This is a genomic window from Halomonas sp. HAL1 (assembly GCF_030544485.1).
Classification (GTDB): domain Bacteria; phylum Pseudomonadota; class Gammaproteobacteria; order Pseudomonadales; family Halomonadaceae; genus Vreelandella; species Vreelandella arctica.
On record NZ_CP130610.1, the window covers coordinates 2,158,323 to 2,174,856 of the forward strand.

Sequence of the window (16,534 nt, forward strand, 5' to 3'; positions counted from 1 at the left end):
TCGGAGTGCTCTGTGGCCCGCTACACCCTACGCCGACTGCTGCTAATGATTCCGACCCTTTTTGGGATCATGCTACTCAATTTTATTATTGTTCAGGCGGCGCCGGGCGGGCCGATTGATCAGATGCTGGCACGTTTTGAGGGCGCCGACGCCATGGCCAGCACTCGTTTGGATATGGGCGGTGCCGATGTGCAGGTAAGTGACGATTCTCGTGGCGCTCGGGGCATCGACCCACGCTTTATCGAACAGCTAGAACAGCAGTTTGGTTTTGATAAACCCGCCCACGAGCGCTTTATCGGCATGATGGCGGATTACCTCACGCTCGATTTCGGCACCAGTTTTTTCCGCGACCGGCCGGTGACTGAGCTGATGATTGAGCGGTTGCCGGTGTCCATTTCGCTGGGGCTATGGACCACGCTGCTGGTCTACCTGATCTCGATCCCCTTAGGTATCAAAAAAGCGCTACGCCACGGCTCCCGATTCGATGTCTGGTCTTCCGGGTTAGTGATTGTCGGCTACGCCATTCCGGGCTTTTTGTTTGCGATATTGCTGATCGTGCTATTTGCTGGCGGCACCTACTGGGACGTGTTTCCCCTCCGCGGCCTGACCTCGCCCAACTTCGACCAGCTTTCGGCCTGGGGCAAGGTCAAAGATTACTTCTGGCATATCACCCTGCCGGTTATCGCCGCGGCAATTGGCAGCTTTGCCACACTCACCATGCTGACCAAAAACAGCTTCCTGGATGAAATTCACAAACAGTATGTGATTACCGCACGCGCCAAGGGCGCCGATGAACGGCGGGTGCTCTATGGTCATGTTTTCCGGAACGCCATGTTGATTATTATCGCCGGTCTACCTGCCGCCATGATCGGAATTTTCTTTACCGGTGCGCTATTGATAGAAGTGATCTTCTCCCTGGATGGCCTCGGCCTGCTCGGCTTTGAGGCGGTGATGCAGCGGGATTACCCGGTTATTTTCGGTACGCTGTTTTTGTATACCGTGATCGGTCTGATCCTTAAGCTGATTTCCGATTTGACCTACGTGTGGGTAGACCCACGTATCGACTTTTCGACCCGGGAGTCATGATCATGGCCTCTCTTTCTTCTTATTTTTCGCCCATTACCCGCCGACGGCTGGCGGCCTTTAAAGCCAACCGGCGTGCCCGCGTATCGCTTTGGCTATTTACGGCGCTGTTTGTGTTTAGCCTGTTTGCCGAGCTGATCGCCAACGACAAGCCCATCATTATGCAGTACGACGGCCAGTGGTACGTGCCGCTGCTGGTGGATTACCCCGAAACCGAGTTTGACGGGTTTCTTCCCACGCGTACCGATTATCTGGATCCGTTTATTCAGCAACAGATTAAAGAGCACGGCTGGGCGCTGTGGCCAGCCATCCCGTATTCCTACCAAACCCTGGACATGAACATGACCCGCCCTTCCCCGGCACCGCCGGATAGCCGCCACTGGCTGGGTACCGATGATCAGGGCCGTGATGTATTGGCGCGGGTCATTTATGGCTTTCGCCTCTCGGTTGCTTTTGCACTAGTGCTCACTGCGGGCTCGTTGGTCATCGGCGTTGTGGTTGGTGGTGTGCAGGGCTACTTTGGTGGCAAGATTGATTTGATCGGTCAGCGAGTGACTGAAATATGGTCGGGCCTTCCGGTGCTGTTCCTGCTCATCATTTTAGCCAGCTTTGTTCAGCCGGGGTTCTGGTGGTTGCTGGGGATCATGCTGCTCTTTTCATGGCTTGGCCTGGTCGATATCGTGCGTGCCGAGTTTCTGCGTGCGCGTAACCTGGAGTACGTGCGTGCCGCCAAGTCGATGGGATTGCCCTCGCGCCTGATCATGTGGCGCCACGTGCTGCCCAATGCCATGGTCGCGACGCTAACCTTTATTCCGTTTCTGTTTACCGGTGCCATCGGCACCCTGACCGCACTGGATTTTCTCGGTTTCGGCCTGCCCCCCGGCGCGCCCTCGCTGGGCGAACTGGCAGCGCAGGGCAAGAACAACTTACATGCCCCCTGGCTGGGCATCACGGCGTTCATGACCCTGGCAATCATGCTTTCGCTACTAGTGTTCATTGGCGAAGGCTTGCGCGACGCCTTCGACCCCCGTCACGTACAACAGCGCCAGGCTGGCCCTGCCCAGGAGACACAAAATGCCTAACCCGCTCCTGCGCATCGAGAATCTCAACATTGCCTTCGATGATACGCCCGTGGTGCATGCGCTATCGCTCACCCTCAATGCGGGTGAAACCCTGGCGATTGTCGGGGAGTCCGGGTCGGGCAAATCAGTCTCTGCGCTCGGGATGATTAACCTCTTGCCCAGCAATGCGACTATCAAGGGCGAGCGTTGGCTGGGTGATACCGATCTGTCGACATTGACCCAGGACCAGTGGAACGACGTGCGCGGTAATCGTGTCGGTTTTATTTTCCAGGAGCCGATGACGTCGCTTAACCCGCTCCATCGAGTTGGCAAGCAGATTGGCGAAGCATTGCGTCTGCATCAGGGCTTGCGCGGCCAGGCGGCCCGCCAACGCTGCAAAGCGCTACTCGAACAAGTGAAACTGCCGCGCCCGGAAGAGCTGCTGGATGCTTGGCCTCATCAGCTTTCAGGCGGACAGCGCCAGCGGGTGATGATTGCCATGGCGATTGCCAATAATCCCTCACTGCTGATTGCCGATGAGCCCACCACCGCCCTGGACGTGACGGTGCAGCAGGAGATACTTGCCCTGCTGCGTGAACTGCGCGACCACCACGCCATGGGCATGCTGTTTATCAGTCATGACTTGAACCTGGTGCGCCGTCACGCGGATCGCATCTGCGTCATGCATCAGGGGCGGATACAGGAAATCGGGCCGGTTGAGCAGGTCTTTCAACATCCGCAAAGTGATTACACCAAAGCGCTGCTCGCCGCCGAGCCGGAAGGCAGACCCCAGGCCATTAAGCAAGCGCCACCGCTGTTAACGGCTCGTCAGTTGAGCGTAAGCTTCAAGCGCCCCAAGACCGGCCTGTTCAAACGCCAGCCGCCTGCGTTTGTGGCAGTTCAGCCCACCGATTTTCAGATCACGCCGGGCGAGACCCTGGGCATTGTAGGGGAGTCAGGGTCGGGCAAAACCACGCTGGCGTCGGCAGTCATGCGGCTGGTCACTAGCCAAGGCGATGTTACCCTTGGCAACGATAAACTAAGCTCCCTGTCCGGTGATGATTTGCGACGCCAGCGCCACCGTTTTCAGATGGTGTTTCAGGACCCATATGGTGCCCTTTCGCCACGCATGCCGGTTTTCGATATTGTCAGTGAGGGGCTGCGCTTTCATTACCCGCACTTGACTGACAAAGAAGTCACACAGCGGGTTAACCAAACCCTTCATGAAGTGGGTTTGCCCGAGAGCTGCGCTGCGCGCTACCCCCATGAGTTTTCTGGTGGTCAACGCCAGCGCATTGCCGTGGCCCGAGCGATCATTCTGGAGCCAGAACTGTTAGTGCTTGATGAACCCACTTCTGCGTTAGACCGTACAGTACAGAAGCAGCTTGTTACCCTGCTGCGCGACCTTCAGGCCCGCAGGCAGTTAAGTTATCTGTTCATTAGTCACGATCTCGCCGTTATTCGCGCCATGGCCCATCGCATTATGGTGCTCAAAGATGGCGAAGTGGTCGAACAAGGCCCCTGCCTGGACGTGCTTTCTGCGCCCAAACACGCCTATACTCAAGCGCTGATTGCCGCTGCTCACCTAGCCCCTTAAATTTAAGCTCCTTAATACTTATCATCTTAGTGCTTAGCAACGGCTAACCGCTATTGGCGGTGGTCGTTCTAGCTTGCGACCTCTCTTTCTGATTGGCACAAGAATTTGGGATTTACTGAAGCTGAATTTACAAGATAACGGTATAAATATTCAATTAAAATAAAGCCGCTCACCCTTTCAGGCAGCGGCTAAAGAATACTTACTAAGTATTCAGAACAGCGCAATTTCGTCGTCAGTCAACTCACGCCACTCGCCGGGCGCAAGGTTAGCATCCAAGGCTAAATCACCGATGGAGCTGCGGTGCAGAGAGTTCACATGATTTCCTAAGGCGGCAAACATACGCTTTACCTGGTGATAGCGCCCTTCGGTAATCGTCAGCTCCGCCTGGGTGGGCGATAGCAGCCGCAGCGTCGCGGGCTGAGTCAGCGTCTCTTCGCCATCTAGCATCAGGCCATCCGCCACCTGGCCAATCGCCCACTCTGCCGCCGCACCCTCCATGGGTTCAGCAAGCTCTGCGATATAGACCTTGGCGCAGCGATGGCGCGGCGAGGTCACACGGTGCGACCACTGGCCGTCATCGGTTAGCAGCAGCAGTCCTGTGGTATCCACATCCAAGCGCCCCACCGGCTGTAAGCGTTCGGCTTTGGGCAGATCAATCAGGTCGATCGCGCGCTGGTAGAGGCCACGGCGGGCATTACACTCAACGTCAACGGGCTTGTGCAGCATAATGTAGCGCACCCCTACCAGCGCCAGCCGCTCGCCATTAAGGACAACCACATCGTTATCAGTATCGATTTGGGTAGCCGACTGTTTGATCGGCTCACCATTGAGGGTGACTTCGCCGTTCTTCAGTGCTCGCTTGGCGAGGCTACGGGTTAACGGTGAGGTTTCACTTAAAAAGCGATCAAGGCGCATCATTAACCCACTCCTGGCAGCAGCTTAAAATGGTCGGCATCTTGCCAGGCAGGAAATTTTTCACGAAAAGCATCAAGGGCAGTTTTATCCAGCGTGCCCGTCTCTATAAACGGGGTATGGGCAGGTTTATCAATTAACGGTTCGCCTTTGAAGTCGACCAGTAAGGAGTCGCCGCTATAGGCCAGCCCTTTGGCATCCTCTCCAACGCGATTAACGCCAATCACATAGCTTAGGTTCTCTACCGCACGGGCCTGTAGCAGCGTACGCCAGGGGTGACGACGCGGTGCTGGCCAATTGGCGATACACAGCAGCGCATCATACTCGAAATGCTCACCTTCTGCTGGCTGCTGGCGCATCCACACCGGAAAACGCAGGTCATAGCAAACGCTCAACAGCAGCTTAAAGCCATTGAGCTCCACCACTTTGCGTTCACTACCCATGCCGTAGCGCTCATGCTCGCCGGCCATACGGAATAAGTGACGCTTGTCGTAGTGGGTTAAGTCGCCCTCAGGCGTTGCCCATATCAAGCGGTTATAAAATTCGCCGTCCTCTTCGATCGCCACGCTGCCGGTCATCACGCAGTTACGGGCCTGCGCCTGAGTCTGCAGCCAAGTCACACTTTGGCTTTCGGCCATCGGCTGAGCCATTTCACGGGAATTCATGGTAAAGCCGGTGGCAAACATTTCAGGTAAAACAATAAGGTCGGTATCACGGCTATCCAGCTCACCGAGTAACTCCTCAAGATGAGCGTGGTTGGCTTGTGGGTCTTCCCAGCGCAGATCGCACTGCACCAAGCTGGATCTAAGTTTAGTCATTAAACACCTCCGTTCCGCCAGTGTTATTGCAATGTTTATGCTAGATTAGCATCTTTAAATAATGAGGCTGCTATGCTTCCTACTCCAACACGCGATCCCGACGCAGTCAAAGGCGTTATGTTTGGGCTAACGGCCTATACGATGTGGGGCTGCTTTCCGCTCTTTTTTGCCCTGTTTGACGGTGTTCCTGCCTTTGAAATATTGATTCACCGCATTATCTGGGCCTGCCTTTTTTTGGTGGGCCTGATTACCCTGTTACGCCGCTGGCCTCCCGTTGTTGCAGCCTTGGGCGAACCAAAAAAGCTTGGACGTGTACTGGCCTGTGCGTTATTGATCGCGTTCAACTGGGGTATCTATATCTATGCGGTGGAATCCAAGCAGGTCTTGCAGGCAAGTTTGGGCTATTTCCTGACGCCGTTGGTGAACGTCGCGCTCGGCATGCTGGTGTTGCGAGAAGTGATGGCAAAGCTGCAACTGGTGGCGCTGGGGCTAGCAAGTATTGCGATTGCCACCCAGTTTGTAATGCTTGGTGAACTGCCCTGGATCAGCTTGCTGCTGGCGTTAAGCTTCGGTAGTTACGGCCTGTTTCGTAAGCAGGTGCCGCTAGACGGCCTATCAGGACTGTTTGTGGAAACCCTTTTGCTATTCCCCCTCGCCCTGATCGCCTTGACCTGGTTAAGCTGGAACGACACCTCACATTTTTTACAGAACACTTCAACGACCAGTTTACTGGTCGCCAGTGGGGCTTTAACCGCGCTGCCGCTAATGGCCTTTGCTGGCGCGGCCCGCCGGTTGCGTTTGGCGACCCTGGGCTTTTTGATGTATATCAACCCGAGTATTCAATTCCTGATCGCGTTAACCGTTTTCGGTGAGCCCCTTGGGCTTATCCAGTTGGCGACCTTTGTGCTTATCTGGATCGGGCTTGCGCTCTACTCCTGGTCAGCGTGGCAGTCACGCCCGCGCTACGCGGCGGCTAGTTAGAGCAAGTGGTGGTGAGTTGGCGTCTGCGGCGCCTTTCAGCATAGGCGCCGATGCCGTGACCCGTTCCGGCTGATAACCCACCCGGAAGCCACCCCAATGCTTGCCCTGCACATACACTGGCACTGAAAGGTCGTGCATGATTTCTCCGGTATCCCGCTTGTAGGTCTGCAGCAACAGCGGCTTTTCATGGGCGCCACAGCGGCTACCAGTCGGGTCATCGAAGATCCGCTTACTACGGCAGTATTTGAGATCGTGAGCGTAGTCACCCGTAGGCTCGCAGCTTACAGCTGCATTGTGGGCAGGTGCTTGCACTGACCTGCATAATAGCCGCATTAATGGCCGTCATGCTAGTGGAAGCCTCTCGGACCATGGTCTCTTGCTGGGTCAGGCGCTGGTCCATTAGGTCGGCGTAGTGGGACACTTCCGCCGAAGCAATCGCGGTACTGCTGGCGCGATTCATCAATCGGTAGGCCATGGCGCGCAGCGAACGGTAATCACGCAGAGATTTGAAGCCACGCTGGTACTGCTCAAGGCGCCGCTGATCGGCGCGATATACACGCTCAAAAGCCGTTAACAGCATTGCACCGCCCCCCAATGCGGCACATAACAGAGCGACATGAATCCAAACGCCGCCTAGAGCGGCAAGACCAACCGACAACGCCATCATCAGCACTGGAACCAGCAATAGCAGTACACTCATGAGCAGTACTCTTTTATTGATGTTGTTGAGTATCAAACAGCATTAGTAAGGAGGTTTAACTCTCCTTTGTGCTTAATCTTAACGGGTTATGCTAATGAAAGAAGTAGCACTTTGGGGGAAGACGGAAAGCGCATAAGCCCTTGGCCATCATTGGATTAGCGCCGTGCAAATGAATATAAGCACTGCAATGAATGAGAATATCCCTTACTCTCTTTATCCTGACACTCCTACACCCTATGGAATCCATGCTAAAGCGCTATTTACCCATTTTGATGTGGCTCCCCCACTATCATAAACGACTGTTAGGGGCCGACCTCTTGGCAGGACTGATCGTCACGGTGATGGTCATCCCTCAGTCGCTTGCCTATGCGCTGTTGGCAGGGCTACCTGCGGTAGTTGGGCTGTACGCCAGCATTCTGCCGCAAGTGGTTTACACCCTGTTTGGGACGAGTAAAACACTGGCGGTGGGGCCAGTGGCAATAATCGCGCTTATGACTGGAGCTGCTCTCTCGTCGGTGGCACCGGCGGGTACCGACACCTATATACAGGCTGCACTAATACTGTCGCTACTCTCCGGGGGCATGCTGGTGGTAATGGGCCTGCTTAAAATGGGTTTTTTCAGTAACTTCCTAAGTCACCCGGTTATCTCCGGCTTCTTAACGGCATCGGGCATTTTGATCGCGGCTAGTCAACTTGGCAGCTTGCTGGGGATTGAAAGCAGTGGTTTCACTCTTGTGGAGCGCCTGATCACACTCGTGCCCAATTTATCTACCTACCACTTACCCACTTTACTGATTGGCGGCGGCACTCTCCTATTTTTGATTGTGCTACGACGCCACGGTAAAACCGCTCTGCACAAAGTAGGCTTTCCCCTTACTTTAGCGGACTTGGTTGCCAAAGCAGGGCCGGTATTCGCTGTCGTTATCACCACATTAATAACGTGGCACTGGCAATTAGCGGAATCCGGCGTTGCCGTAGTGGGCAATATCCCAAGTGGTTTGCCCGCGCTGAGTTTTCCCTGGGGAGACTATTCGCTCTGGCGGGCTTTATTGATTCCTGCGCTGCTGATTAGCCTGGTCGGCTTTGTGGAGTCGGTTTCCATGGGCCAAATGCTCGCCGCCAAACGGCGCCAGCGCATTTCACCGAACCAGGAGTTAGTGGGTCTGGGGGCCAGCAACCTTGCCGCTGGTTTATCAAGTGGCATGCCGGTAACCGGCGGCCTTTCTCGCACGGTGATTAACTACGACGCAGGTGCCCAAACCCCTGCCGCTGGCGCCTTTGCGGCTTTGGGTATTGCTCTGGTTACTATGTCATTTACCGGCTGGCTCTATTACCTACCCATTGCGACGCTAGCCGCGACGATCACCGTTTCCATCTTAACGCTCGTGGATATCCCCATGCTGCGTCAGACCTGGCGCTACTCCCGGAGCGATTTTGCTGCGATGGCGGTGACTATCGTGCTCACCCTGTGCGAAGGCGTCGAAGCGGGTATTATCAGCGGTGTTACTCTCTCAATTGCGCTATTTCTTTACCGTACCAGCCGCCCCCACAGCGCCTTGGTAGGCCGCGTCCCCGGCACTGAACACTTTAGAAACACGACCCGCCATGATGTGGAAACCGTCAATAACGTGGCGCTGCTACGAATAGATGAAAGCCTCTATTTTGCTAATGCCCGCTACTTGGAAGATACCGTATATAACCTCGTCGCCAGCCATCCAGAGCTCGAACACGTGGTGCTAATCTGCTCAGCGGTCAATCTGATCGATGCCTCTGCACTCGAGAGCCTGGATGCGATCAACGCACGTTTGAAAGACTCCGATGTGAAGCTGCATTTATCCGAAGTTAAAGGCCCGGTGATGGATCAGCTCAAAAAGAGTGACTTCCTGGATGCGCTAACTGGACGGGTATTTCTGAGTACTTACGCTGCTTGGCGAGAGTTTTCCTAGCGCGTTCATCAAACTATCACTTTAAAAGCCAGGCTATCGCCTGGCTTTTTTGTATCTATTCACTAACAACGTGAGTCGCTTCAGATAACGGCATTGACAGCTACCCAGCGGCTTCTCTACTATCAGCCGACCACTTTGCAAAACACAATACCGCATAGCAAAACAAAAAGTAACGGAACGTAACTACCAACGTCATCACAACCACAATAAAGGAGCATCATAATGCGTCCATTAGCTCACCACCTACTCGTTGTCGCCCTACCTCTCTCATTACTCGGGGCTTCAATTAGCCATGCAAGTGAGGTGGAACTACCCAGCACCATGGCCTGGACCGCCTACGGCACCAACTCTAGTGGCTACGCTCAAGCTGTCGCCATTGGCAACATGCTGCAAAATAAATACGACTCGTCGGTACGTATCCTGCCGGGTGATAACGACGTGTCACGTATGACACCGCTCAAGCAGGGGCGAGTTGATCTTTGCGCTTGCGGCATTGCCAGCTACTACGGCGCGGAAGGCGTGATGATGTTTGCTGACCGCGACTGGGGCCCTCAGCCGTTACGCGTTATCACTACATCGACAGCCTCATTTGGCCTATCACTTGCGGTCGCAGGTGACTTAGAAGTTGAAACGCCGGCTGATCTGGCAGGCAAACGTATCGCCTATATCCGCGGTGATGATGCCCTTAATAAAGGCACCGAGGCGTATCTCGCTTTTGGCGGTTTGACCTGGGACGACGTAGAGCGGGTTGATTATCCCGGCTACGGGCGCTCGTTCGACGGCATTATCGCCGGGGATGTAGACGCCTCGTTCACCACCACCGTGACACCACCCGCCCAGCAGCTTGCCAGCAGTCCGCGCGGCATTAGCTGGCCAGTGCTGGACCCGGAAGATGAAGCAGGCTGGGAGCGTATGGCGGCCGTTGCACCCTATTTCCGACCTCATGAAGTTACCGCAGGCGCAGGCGGTATTAGCGCTGAAAATCCAGTGCCCAGCGCCAGCTACCCTTACCCCATCGTAGTGGCCAATCAGGATCTGGAAGACAACGTCGCGTATGGTCTGATCAAAGCGATGCAGGAAAATTTTGACGACTATAAAGACAATGCTCCAGGCGCACTTGGCTATGCCCTAGAGCAACAAGATCTGCAGTGGGTAGTCCCGTTTCACGATGCAGTCGTGGAGTACTACAAAGAGGTCGATGTGTGGACTGATGAAATGCAGGCGCATCAAGACAATCTCGTTGAGCGTCAGAACGTGCTGTTAAGTGCTTGGGAAGACTTTATGCAAGATGCGCCCAGTGATGATGAAGCATTTACTGCCGACTGGATGGAAGCCCGTGCCACCGCATTAAACGATGCCGGCTTCGAACCGATCTTCGAGTAAGACTCCACGGGGCGGCGTTCGCCGCCCCTTGCTGATTGACGGATGTCCCAATGACCACAGAAACCGCACCTGCTAATACTCAGCAGGTTAAAGAAAAAATCAGCCAAATTCGTCAGCTACCCACCGCTCTGCGCTGGATTCCGGCCGCAGTCACCGTGGTCTTGATGCTGATGACCCTGGATTACCTGTTTAATATTGGCTGGCTTACTTTCGTGACTGGCCTGGAAACACAGTTCTACTATGCGGTCGTCGCTCTCTTACTACCGCTTGTTTTCCTGCTCTGGCCCATGCGTAACAGCCAGCAAGAGCAGCCTATTCCCTGGTACGACTATCTACTCAGTGCCGCTACGCTTATCGTCGGTGGCTACTTTGTTTATAACGCCGTGCCGATTCTTGAGCGCGGCTGGGCATTTGCTGCCCCGGATCTGGCAATTTACGCCAGTTACGCTTTCTGGCTATTGATCATTGAGGCGTCTCGCCGGGCAGGTGGTTTGCCGATTGCCATTATTGCCGGTGTGTTCTCACTCTATCCGCTGGTGGCCGATATAGTCCCCGGCCCTATTCAAGCGTTTCCTTCGACTCTTGAAGAAACGGCTATGTATCACACCATGAGCACCGAAAGCATCATGGGTGTGCCGCTACAGGCCTTTGCAGGTCTGGTAATAGGCTTTTTAGTCTTTGGTGTGGTGCTGCAAAAAAGTGGCGGCGGCAAATTTTTTATCAATCTAGCCTTTGCCCTTTTGGGTCATGTGCGCGGTGGTCCTGCTAAAGTCTCGATCTTCTCAAGCGGCCTAATGGGCTCGATGAGCGGCAGCGTGATCAGCAACGTGCTGACTACTGGTGTGCTATCAATCCCCGCCATGCGCCGTATCGGTATGAGCCGCTCCTTTGCAGGTGGTGTTGAAGCCTGCGCCTCAACCGGCGGTGTGTTAATGCCACCGGTGATGGGCGCCACCGCCTTTGTGATGGCAATGTTTTTGGATGTGCCCTACTCCACCATTGCACTCGCCGCAGTGATTCCTTCCATTCTCTATTTCTTGGGTCTGTTTATACAGATTGACGCTTACGCGGCACGCAATGACATAAAGGGCTTACCTGTCCATGAGCTCCCTTCAATCAAGCAGACACTGAAAGAGGGCTGGTACTTTATTTTCGTCTTCGCGCTACTGGTATGGATGCTATTGATTATGCAGCGCGAAGCCGTAGCTCCCTTTTACGCCACTGCACTGTTACTGGTACTCAATCAGCTCTCCAAGCACAACCGCTGGGGCTGGAAAGATGTAGCCGATACGCTTTCCTCAGCGGCCAAACTCTTCGCCGAGCTTATCGCGATTTTGGCTGGCGTGGGCATGCTGGTCGGTGCGCTCTCTATGACCGGGCTTTCCGGCACCATCGCCAACGACTTTATCAACATTGCTGGCGGTAGTGTGCCGCTATTGCTGCTGATGGGCGCCGTGACCAGTTTCGTACTGGGTATTGGCATGACCGTGACCGCCGCCTATATTTTCCTAGCGGTGGCGCTGGCACCTGCCTTGATCCAGGGCGGCGGACTGGACCCCATGGCCGTACATATGTTCATCCTTTACTGGGGCATGCTGAGCTTTATTACCCCACCAGTAGCACTGGGCGCCTTTGCGGCCGCTACCGTGGCTGGAGCTCGCCCAATGGCCACCGGTCTGCAGGCGATGCGGCTAGGCAGCGTTATCTACTTTATTCCCTTCCTGTTCGTGCTCAACCCTGCGCTGATTATGCAAGGTGAGCCGCTCGTCATTGTGGCTGTGTTTATCCAAGCAGTGATCGGCATCATCCTGTTCGCCTCCGCCATGCAGGGCTACCTGATGGGCGTTGGGCGCCTTGGCTACGGCGCACTGCAGGAGATCATTATTCGCGCCCTGGTACTAATCGCAGGCCTGCTACTGGCGCTACCCGGCGGCGGAATGGTACCGCTTAGCCAGTGGGAATTGATTGGTTTGGCGGCTGCAGCGCTGCTACCCGCGGTTGTCTTGGCTCGGTTGAGCCAGCGATATCATCAGCGTTCACTGGCCACCAGCGCCTAATTGTTAACCAACATAAGCAAAGAGGAGCCTTATGCGTATAAAAACAACATTCCCGCTCGCAATAAGCAGCTTGGCTGCAGGCGTAATGCTCGCTGGTCATGTAAATGCTATGCCAAACACGCTGAACTGGACCGCCTATGGGACGGGTACTAGCGGGCATGCGCAAATCATGGCAATTAGCCAACTGCTCCAGCAAGAGCACGGCACCCAGTCTCGCGTTATCCCTGGTGAAAACGACACCATGCGGATGACGCCGTTAAAAACCGGCCGTGTAGATCTATGCGCCTGCGGTATCGCCAGCTACTACGGTTCAGAGGGCGTAATGATGTTTGCCGGGCCCGACTGGGGCCCGCAGCCTATCCGCGTGATATCAACCTCCATGGCCACCTTTGGATTGGGCATGGCTGTCGCGGGTGACGTTGAGATTGATTCAATCGCTGATCTGGAAGGCAAGCGGCTGGCTTACCTGCGGGGCGACGATGCACTAAACAAAGCCGCCGAGGCATATCTAGCATTTGCCGGACTAACGTGGGATGACGTTGAGCGGGTGGACTTCCCCGGCTACAACGCCGCCTTTGATGGCATTATCAGCGGCCGAGCCGATGCCGCAATCACCACAACTGTTACACCAGCAGCACAACGCCTTTCGGCCAGCCCTCGAGGCCTTCAATGGCCTGAACTACCTTCGGAAGACGAAGCGGGCTGGCAACAAATGCTTGAGGTTGCACCCTACTTTCAGCCTCATAGCGTAACCTCAGGGGCAGGCATTGATGCCGAACAACCACTCGCCAGCGCCAGCTACCCGTACCCCGTTATGGTCAGCAATGCCGACCTTGCTCCTGAAACCGTTCAAGGCCTGATCACCACATTGGTCGAATCATTTGACGACTATAAAGACAACGCGCCAGGCGCCAGAGGCTATGCGCTGGAAAACCAGAATATGACCTGGGTAGTGCCTTTCCACGACGCAGTGGTGGAGTACTATCGGGATACCGGCGTCTGGACGGACGAAATGGACGAGCATCAAAACGCGCTGGTTGAGCGTCAAACCTTACTAATGGATACCTGGGAACGCTACAAGGAAGATGCACCTGAAGATGAAGAGGCGTTTATATCCGGCTGGATGTCTGAACGCCGTTCAGCTTTGGAAGCAGCCAATATGAACCCTATTTTTTAAAAGCATCCACTGAGCGTTGACGCAATTTCTTTCAACAATTGCTCTCAACGATGTAACTAAATGTGGCACTAACACAGTTCTGCAATGCGGAATATAGTTTTACTATATTGACTCATTGCAAGACTTTCGCCATGATCGTCCCATTCAAATATTTCATTTTACAATCATTAATTTCACCATGCGAAACACGGGAGCAGGCTATGTCCGTCCATTATCAGCGACACGGTGATATAGGCGTAATTCAGATCGCTAACCCACCGGTTAATGCCTTGGGTCACGCCGTGCGTAGCGGCTTAGTCAACGCACTTGAAGAAGGTATCGCCGATACGCAAGCGGAAGCGCTGGTGGTGTTAGCCGATGGCCGCACCTTTATTGCCGGGGCGGATATTCGTGAGTTTGGTAAACCTCCCCAAGCGCCTCTGCTCCCGGATGTGATTACACAACTGGAAGCCTGCCCGAAACCACTAATTGCCGCCCTTCATGGCACGGCCCTGGGCGGCGGTTTGGAAGTAGCGCTAGGCTGCCACTACCGAGTGGCATTGCCTGGCACCCGCGTTGGGCTTCCAGAAGTGAAGCTTGGTTTACTGCCAGGCGCAGGCGGCACACAGCGATTGCCTCGCTTGGTGGGGGTCGAGCGTGCCTTAGAGATGATAACCACCGGGCGCTTTGTCGACGCCGAAGAAGCGCTTGAGGCGGGTATTATTGACATCATTAGCGATGCCACGACGCCGCTTGAAGCGGGTTTAGCTGCAGCCCAAGAAGTACTTTCAAACAATAAAATGGCGCGTATTACCGGCCAGCTTCCAGCTCCGGCGGCCAATCCTCAAGCGATCACTGCTATGTTGGAACGGCTGAATCAAGACTCTCCCGAGCTTTTCTCGCCGTTTCGCATTGTCGAAGCGATTGAGGCCTGCGTGAATACTGATTCTTTTCAGGCCGGATTGCGCCGTGAGCGGGAACTGTTTTTAGCCTGTATGGACTCTCCTCAGCGCGCAGGACTTATTCATCTCTTTTTTGCCGCGCGCAGCCCCCATGTAGTGCCTAACATTGAGAACGCCGCTGCCTTTACCGACGTGGCGCTAATCGGTGAGCATCCGCTATTTGAACGCCTGCAAAAAGCCGCGCAACGGGCAGGAATTAACATAACCACCGCGCCAAACGCTACCACTGAACTTTGCCTACTGGTGCCGGATACACCCATGGATTTCCATGTGGATTGCCCTGTTGTTGCACTGGAAGAGATTGGCACCCGCAGCACCAGCGATACCGCGCTAAGCCTTATCACTGCTGAAAACAGCAGCATAGTAGAACTGGTTAATAAAAACGGCGAAGCGATGACGCAACAGCGAGCGGCGCTCACTCTTAAAGCGCTGCGGTTAAACGTCGTCGTCAGCCAACAGCAAAGCTTGCTGAACACTATGCATACTGCCATCCAACAAGCGCCAGCCAGTGAAAGACAGTCTGCGCTTGAACAGGCGAGTGTCAGCATTGCGGAACAGGGCTTCTGCTACCGCGAGAGTGATATTGATTTGCTCGCGGTGGAAGCGCTCGGCTACCCGCGCCATTTGGGTGGACCACACCGCCAAGCCAGTCTCTTAACTGCTAAGGATGTATAACCATGAACCTCACCTTTAGCTCCGAAGAGCAGACTTTTCGCGCAGAGGCTAGACGTTTTCTGGCCGAGGCGTTGCCAAGTGATATCAGCGAACGCGTTCGCTTGGGGCGCCACCTGCGTGCCGATGATCACCTGCGCTGGCAGAACATTCTCAGCGAACAGGGCTGGCTGGCCTCTAACTGGCCAAAGGAGCATGGCGGCCCAGGCTGGGGCCCAGTGCAACGTCATATATTTGATGAAGAGTGCGCCGCGGCCCACGCGCCAACAGTTGTGCCTTTCGGCGTCAACATGGTCGCCCCCGTCATTATGAAATTCGGCAACACCGAGCAAAAGCAGCGCTACCTGCCGCGCATTTTGAATAACCAGGATTGGTGGTGCCAAGGCTACTCAGAGCCGGGTGCTGGATCTGATTTGGCGGGTCTGAATACCCGCGCCGTGCGCGAAGGTGACCACTATATCGTCAATGGCCAGAAGACATGGACCACGTTGGGCCAGCACGCCAACATGCTGTTCTGTCTGGTGCGTACCGACCCGGACGCCAAAAAGCAGGCGGGGATTAGTTTTCTGCTGATCGATATGCAGACCCCAGGCATTACCGTGCGGCCAATTATTACGCTCGATGGTGCCCACGAAGTTAACGAAATATTTTTAGACAACGTTCGCGTACCCGTTGAGAACCGTGTCGGTGAAGAGGGCCAAGGCTGGACCTGCGCTAAGTTTCTGCTCACCCACGAACGCACGGGCATTGCAGGGCTTGGACACGCCAAGCAAGCCTTGCGTCATTTGAAGTCCCTGGCTAGCCGGATTCAACATCGCGGCAAACCGCTGCTAGAGCTGCCCAGCTTCCGCCAGCGGATAGTAAAAGCGGAACTTGAGCTAATGGCGCTGGAAGTGACCAACCTTCGCGTGATTGCCGCAGCCCGTGATGGCGGCGTGCCCGGGGCAGAGAGCTCGCTTCTTAAAGTGCGCGGTTCAGAGCTTCGCCAAGAGCTAAGCGAAATCACCCGCCGCGCTCTTGGCCCCGCCGCGCTACCGTTCTTTCCTGAGTTCCTGCATGGCGATGACAGCCTGGACGAAGAACGCGCCCAAAGCGCTGCTGCTAGCGCCCAGTACTTCAATCGCCGCAAGCTGTCGATTTATGGTGGCGCGAATGAAATACAAAAAAGCATCGTCGCTAAAACCATTTTAGGTATGTAAGGGGGTC

Annotated in this window: 14 protein-coding genes; 10 read left to right on the forward strand and 4 right to left on the reverse strand. The window is 55.0% G+C overall.

All coding sequences use genetic code 11. From position 1 onward, the window contains the following. Positions 1-12: 12 nt before the first annotated feature. Genes Q3Y66_RS10135 through Q3Y66_RS10145 form a run of 3 tightly spaced genes read left to right on the forward strand, consistent with a single transcriptional unit; the run spans position 13 to position 3,741 of the window. Positions 13-1,086 (forward strand): microcin C ABC transporter permease YejB, encoded by a 1,074-nt coding sequence (locus Q3Y66_RS10135; protein WP_008956914.1) that lies wholly within the window; start codon positions 13-15, stop codon positions 1,084-1,086. A 2-nt stretch (positions 1,087-1,088) separates the two neighbouring features. After that, entirely contained in the window at positions 1,089-2,165 is a 1,077-nt protein-coding gene (locus Q3Y66_RS10140) for an ABC transporter permease (RefSeq protein ID WP_008956913.1), read from the forward strand. Beyond that, positions 2,158-3,741 (forward strand): ABC transporter ATP-binding protein, encoded by a 1,584-nt coding sequence (locus Q3Y66_RS10145; protein WP_008956912.1) that lies wholly within the window; start codon positions 2,158-2,160, stop codon positions 3,739-3,741. Before Q3Y66_RS10140 ends, Q3Y66_RS10145 begins: the two co-directional genes overlap by 8 nt. 210 nt (positions 3,742-3,951) lie before the next feature. Here the strand turns inward: Q3Y66_RS10145 and Q3Y66_RS10150 are convergent, their stop codons facing one another. Continuing rightward, positions 3,952-4,656: a pseudouridine synthase gene (locus tag Q3Y66_RS10150; RefSeq protein WP_035586347.1), complete on the reverse strand. Its 705-nt coding sequence runs from the start codon at positions 4,654-4,656 to the stop codon at positions 3,952-3,954. 2 nt (positions 4,657-4,658) lie between these two features. After that, on the reverse strand, positions 4,659-5,471 hold the full coding sequence (locus Q3Y66_RS10155) for an amidohydrolase (RefSeq protein ID WP_008956910.1): 813 nt from the start codon (positions 5,469-5,471) through the stop codon (positions 4,659-4,661). Positions 5,472-5,543: 72 nt separating this feature from the next. Between Q3Y66_RS10155 and rarD the strand changes: the two genes are divergently transcribed. Then, a complete protein-coding gene (gene rarD, locus Q3Y66_RS10160) occupies positions 5,544-6,452 on the forward strand; it encodes an EamA family transporter RarD (RefSeq protein ID WP_008956909.1) in 909 nt (302 codons plus the stop codon). On the opposite strand, the gene Q3Y66_RS20955 is transcribed toward rarD, so the two are convergent. Together Q3Y66_RS20955 and Q3Y66_RS20960 are read right to left on the reverse strand one after the other, a co-directional pair. Then, positions 6,423-6,590: a hypothetical protein gene (locus Q3Y66_RS20955; RefSeq protein ID WP_337998520.1), complete on the reverse strand. Its 168-nt coding sequence runs from the start codon at positions 6,588-6,590 to the stop codon at positions 6,423-6,425. The two genes, rarD and Q3Y66_RS20955, sit on opposite strands and share 30 nt — an antisense overlap. A gap of 124 nt (positions 6,591-6,714) precedes the next feature. Continuing rightward, entirely contained in the window at positions 6,715-7,152 is a 438-nt protein-coding gene (locus Q3Y66_RS20960) for a hypothetical protein (protein WP_008956907.1), read from the reverse strand. Between the two features lie 245 nt (positions 7,153-7,397). Here Q3Y66_RS20960 and Q3Y66_RS10170 point away from each other — a divergent pair, with 245 nt between their 5' ends. From Q3Y66_RS10170 to Q3Y66_RS10195, 6 genes are all read left to right on the forward strand, one after another. Continuing rightward, on the forward strand, positions 7,398-9,098 hold the full coding sequence (locus Q3Y66_RS10170; RefSeq protein ID WP_008956906.1) for a SulP family inorganic anion transporter: 1,701 nt from the start codon (positions 7,398-7,400) through the stop codon (positions 9,096-9,098). A gap of 222 nt (positions 9,099-9,320) precedes the next feature. After that, the gene (locus Q3Y66_RS10175; RefSeq protein ID WP_008956905.1) at positions 9,321-10,481 is read left to right on the forward strand and encodes a TAXI family TRAP transporter solute-binding subunit; all 1,161 of its coding nucleotides are present in this window, start codon (positions 9,321-9,323) and stop codon (positions 10,479-10,481) included. A gap of 50 nt (positions 10,482-10,531) precedes the next feature. Next, entirely contained in the window at positions 10,532-12,538 is a 2,007-nt protein-coding gene (locus Q3Y66_RS10180) for a TRAP transporter fused permease subunit (protein ID WP_008956904.1), read from the forward strand. 31 nt (positions 12,539-12,569) lie between these two features. After that, entirely contained in the window at positions 12,570-13,715 is a 1,146-nt protein-coding gene (locus Q3Y66_RS10185) for a TAXI family TRAP transporter solute-binding subunit (protein WP_008956903.1), read from the forward strand. Between the two features lie 200 nt (positions 13,716-13,915). Next, the gene (locus Q3Y66_RS10190) at positions 13,916-15,331 is read left to right on the forward strand and encodes an enoyl-CoA hydratase/isomerase family protein (protein WP_008956902.1); all 1,416 of its coding nucleotides are present in this window, start codon (positions 13,916-13,918) and stop codon (positions 15,329-15,331) included. Positions 15,332-15,333: 2 nt separating this feature from the next. Then, entirely contained in the window at positions 15,334-16,527 is a 1,194-nt protein-coding gene (locus tag Q3Y66_RS10195) for an acyl-CoA dehydrogenase family protein (RefSeq protein WP_008956901.1), read from the forward strand. The last annotated feature ends 7 nt before the right edge of the window (positions 16,528-16,534 follow it).

What these genes read in the sequence shown, in the direction of transcription:
- Q3Y66_RS20960 (WP_008956907.1), bottom strand. Translation starts at nt 7,152, where the DNA reads ATGAGTGTACTGCTATTGCTGGTTCCAGTGCTGATGATGGCGTTGTCG.
- Q3Y66_RS10190 (WP_008956902.1), top strand. Translation starts at nt 13,916, where the DNA reads ATGTCCGTCCATTATCAGCGACACGGTGATATAGGCGTAATTCAGATC.
- Q3Y66_RS10145 (WP_008956912.1), top strand. Translation starts at nt 2,158, where the DNA reads ATGCCTAACCCGCTCCTGCGCATCGAGAATCTCAACATTGCCTTCGAT.
- Q3Y66_RS10140 (WP_008956913.1), top strand. Translation starts at nt 1,089, where the DNA reads ATGGCCTCTCTTTCTTCTTATTTTTCGCCCATTACCCGCCGACGGCTG.
- rarD (WP_008956909.1), top strand. Translation starts at nt 5,544, where the DNA reads ATGCTTCCTACTCCAACACGCGATCCCGACGCAGTCAAAGGCGTTATG.
- Q3Y66_RS10150 (WP_035586347.1), bottom strand. Translation starts at nt 4,656, where the DNA reads ATGCGCCTTGATCGCTTTTTAAGTGAAACCTCACCGTTAACCCGTAGC.
- Q3Y66_RS10170 (WP_008956906.1), top strand. Translation starts at nt 7,398, where the DNA reads ATGCTAAAGCGCTATTTACCCATTTTGATGTGGCTCCCCCACTATCAT.
- Q3Y66_RS10180 (WP_008956904.1), top strand. Translation starts at nt 10,532, where the DNA reads ATGACCACAGAAACCGCACCTGCTAATACTCAGCAGGTTAAAGAAAAA.
- Q3Y66_RS10155 (WP_008956910.1), bottom strand. Translation starts at nt 5,471, where the DNA reads ATGACTAAACTTAGATCCAGCTTGGTGCAGTGCGATCTGCGCTGGGAA.
- Q3Y66_RS10195 (WP_008956901.1), top strand. Translation starts at nt 15,334, where the DNA reads ATGAACCTCACCTTTAGCTCCGAAGAGCAGACTTTTCGCGCAGAGGCT.
- Q3Y66_RS20955 (WP_337998520.1), bottom strand. Translation starts at nt 6,590, where the DNA reads ATGCACGACCTTTCAGTGCCAGTGTATGTGCAGGGCAAGCATTGGGGT.
- Q3Y66_RS10175 (WP_008956905.1), top strand. Translation starts at nt 9,321, where the DNA reads ATGCGTCCATTAGCTCACCACCTACTCGTTGTCGCCCTACCTCTCTCA.
- Q3Y66_RS10185 (WP_008956903.1), top strand. Translation starts at nt 12,570, where the DNA reads ATGCGTATAAAAACAACATTCCCGCTCGCAATAAGCAGCTTGGCTGCA.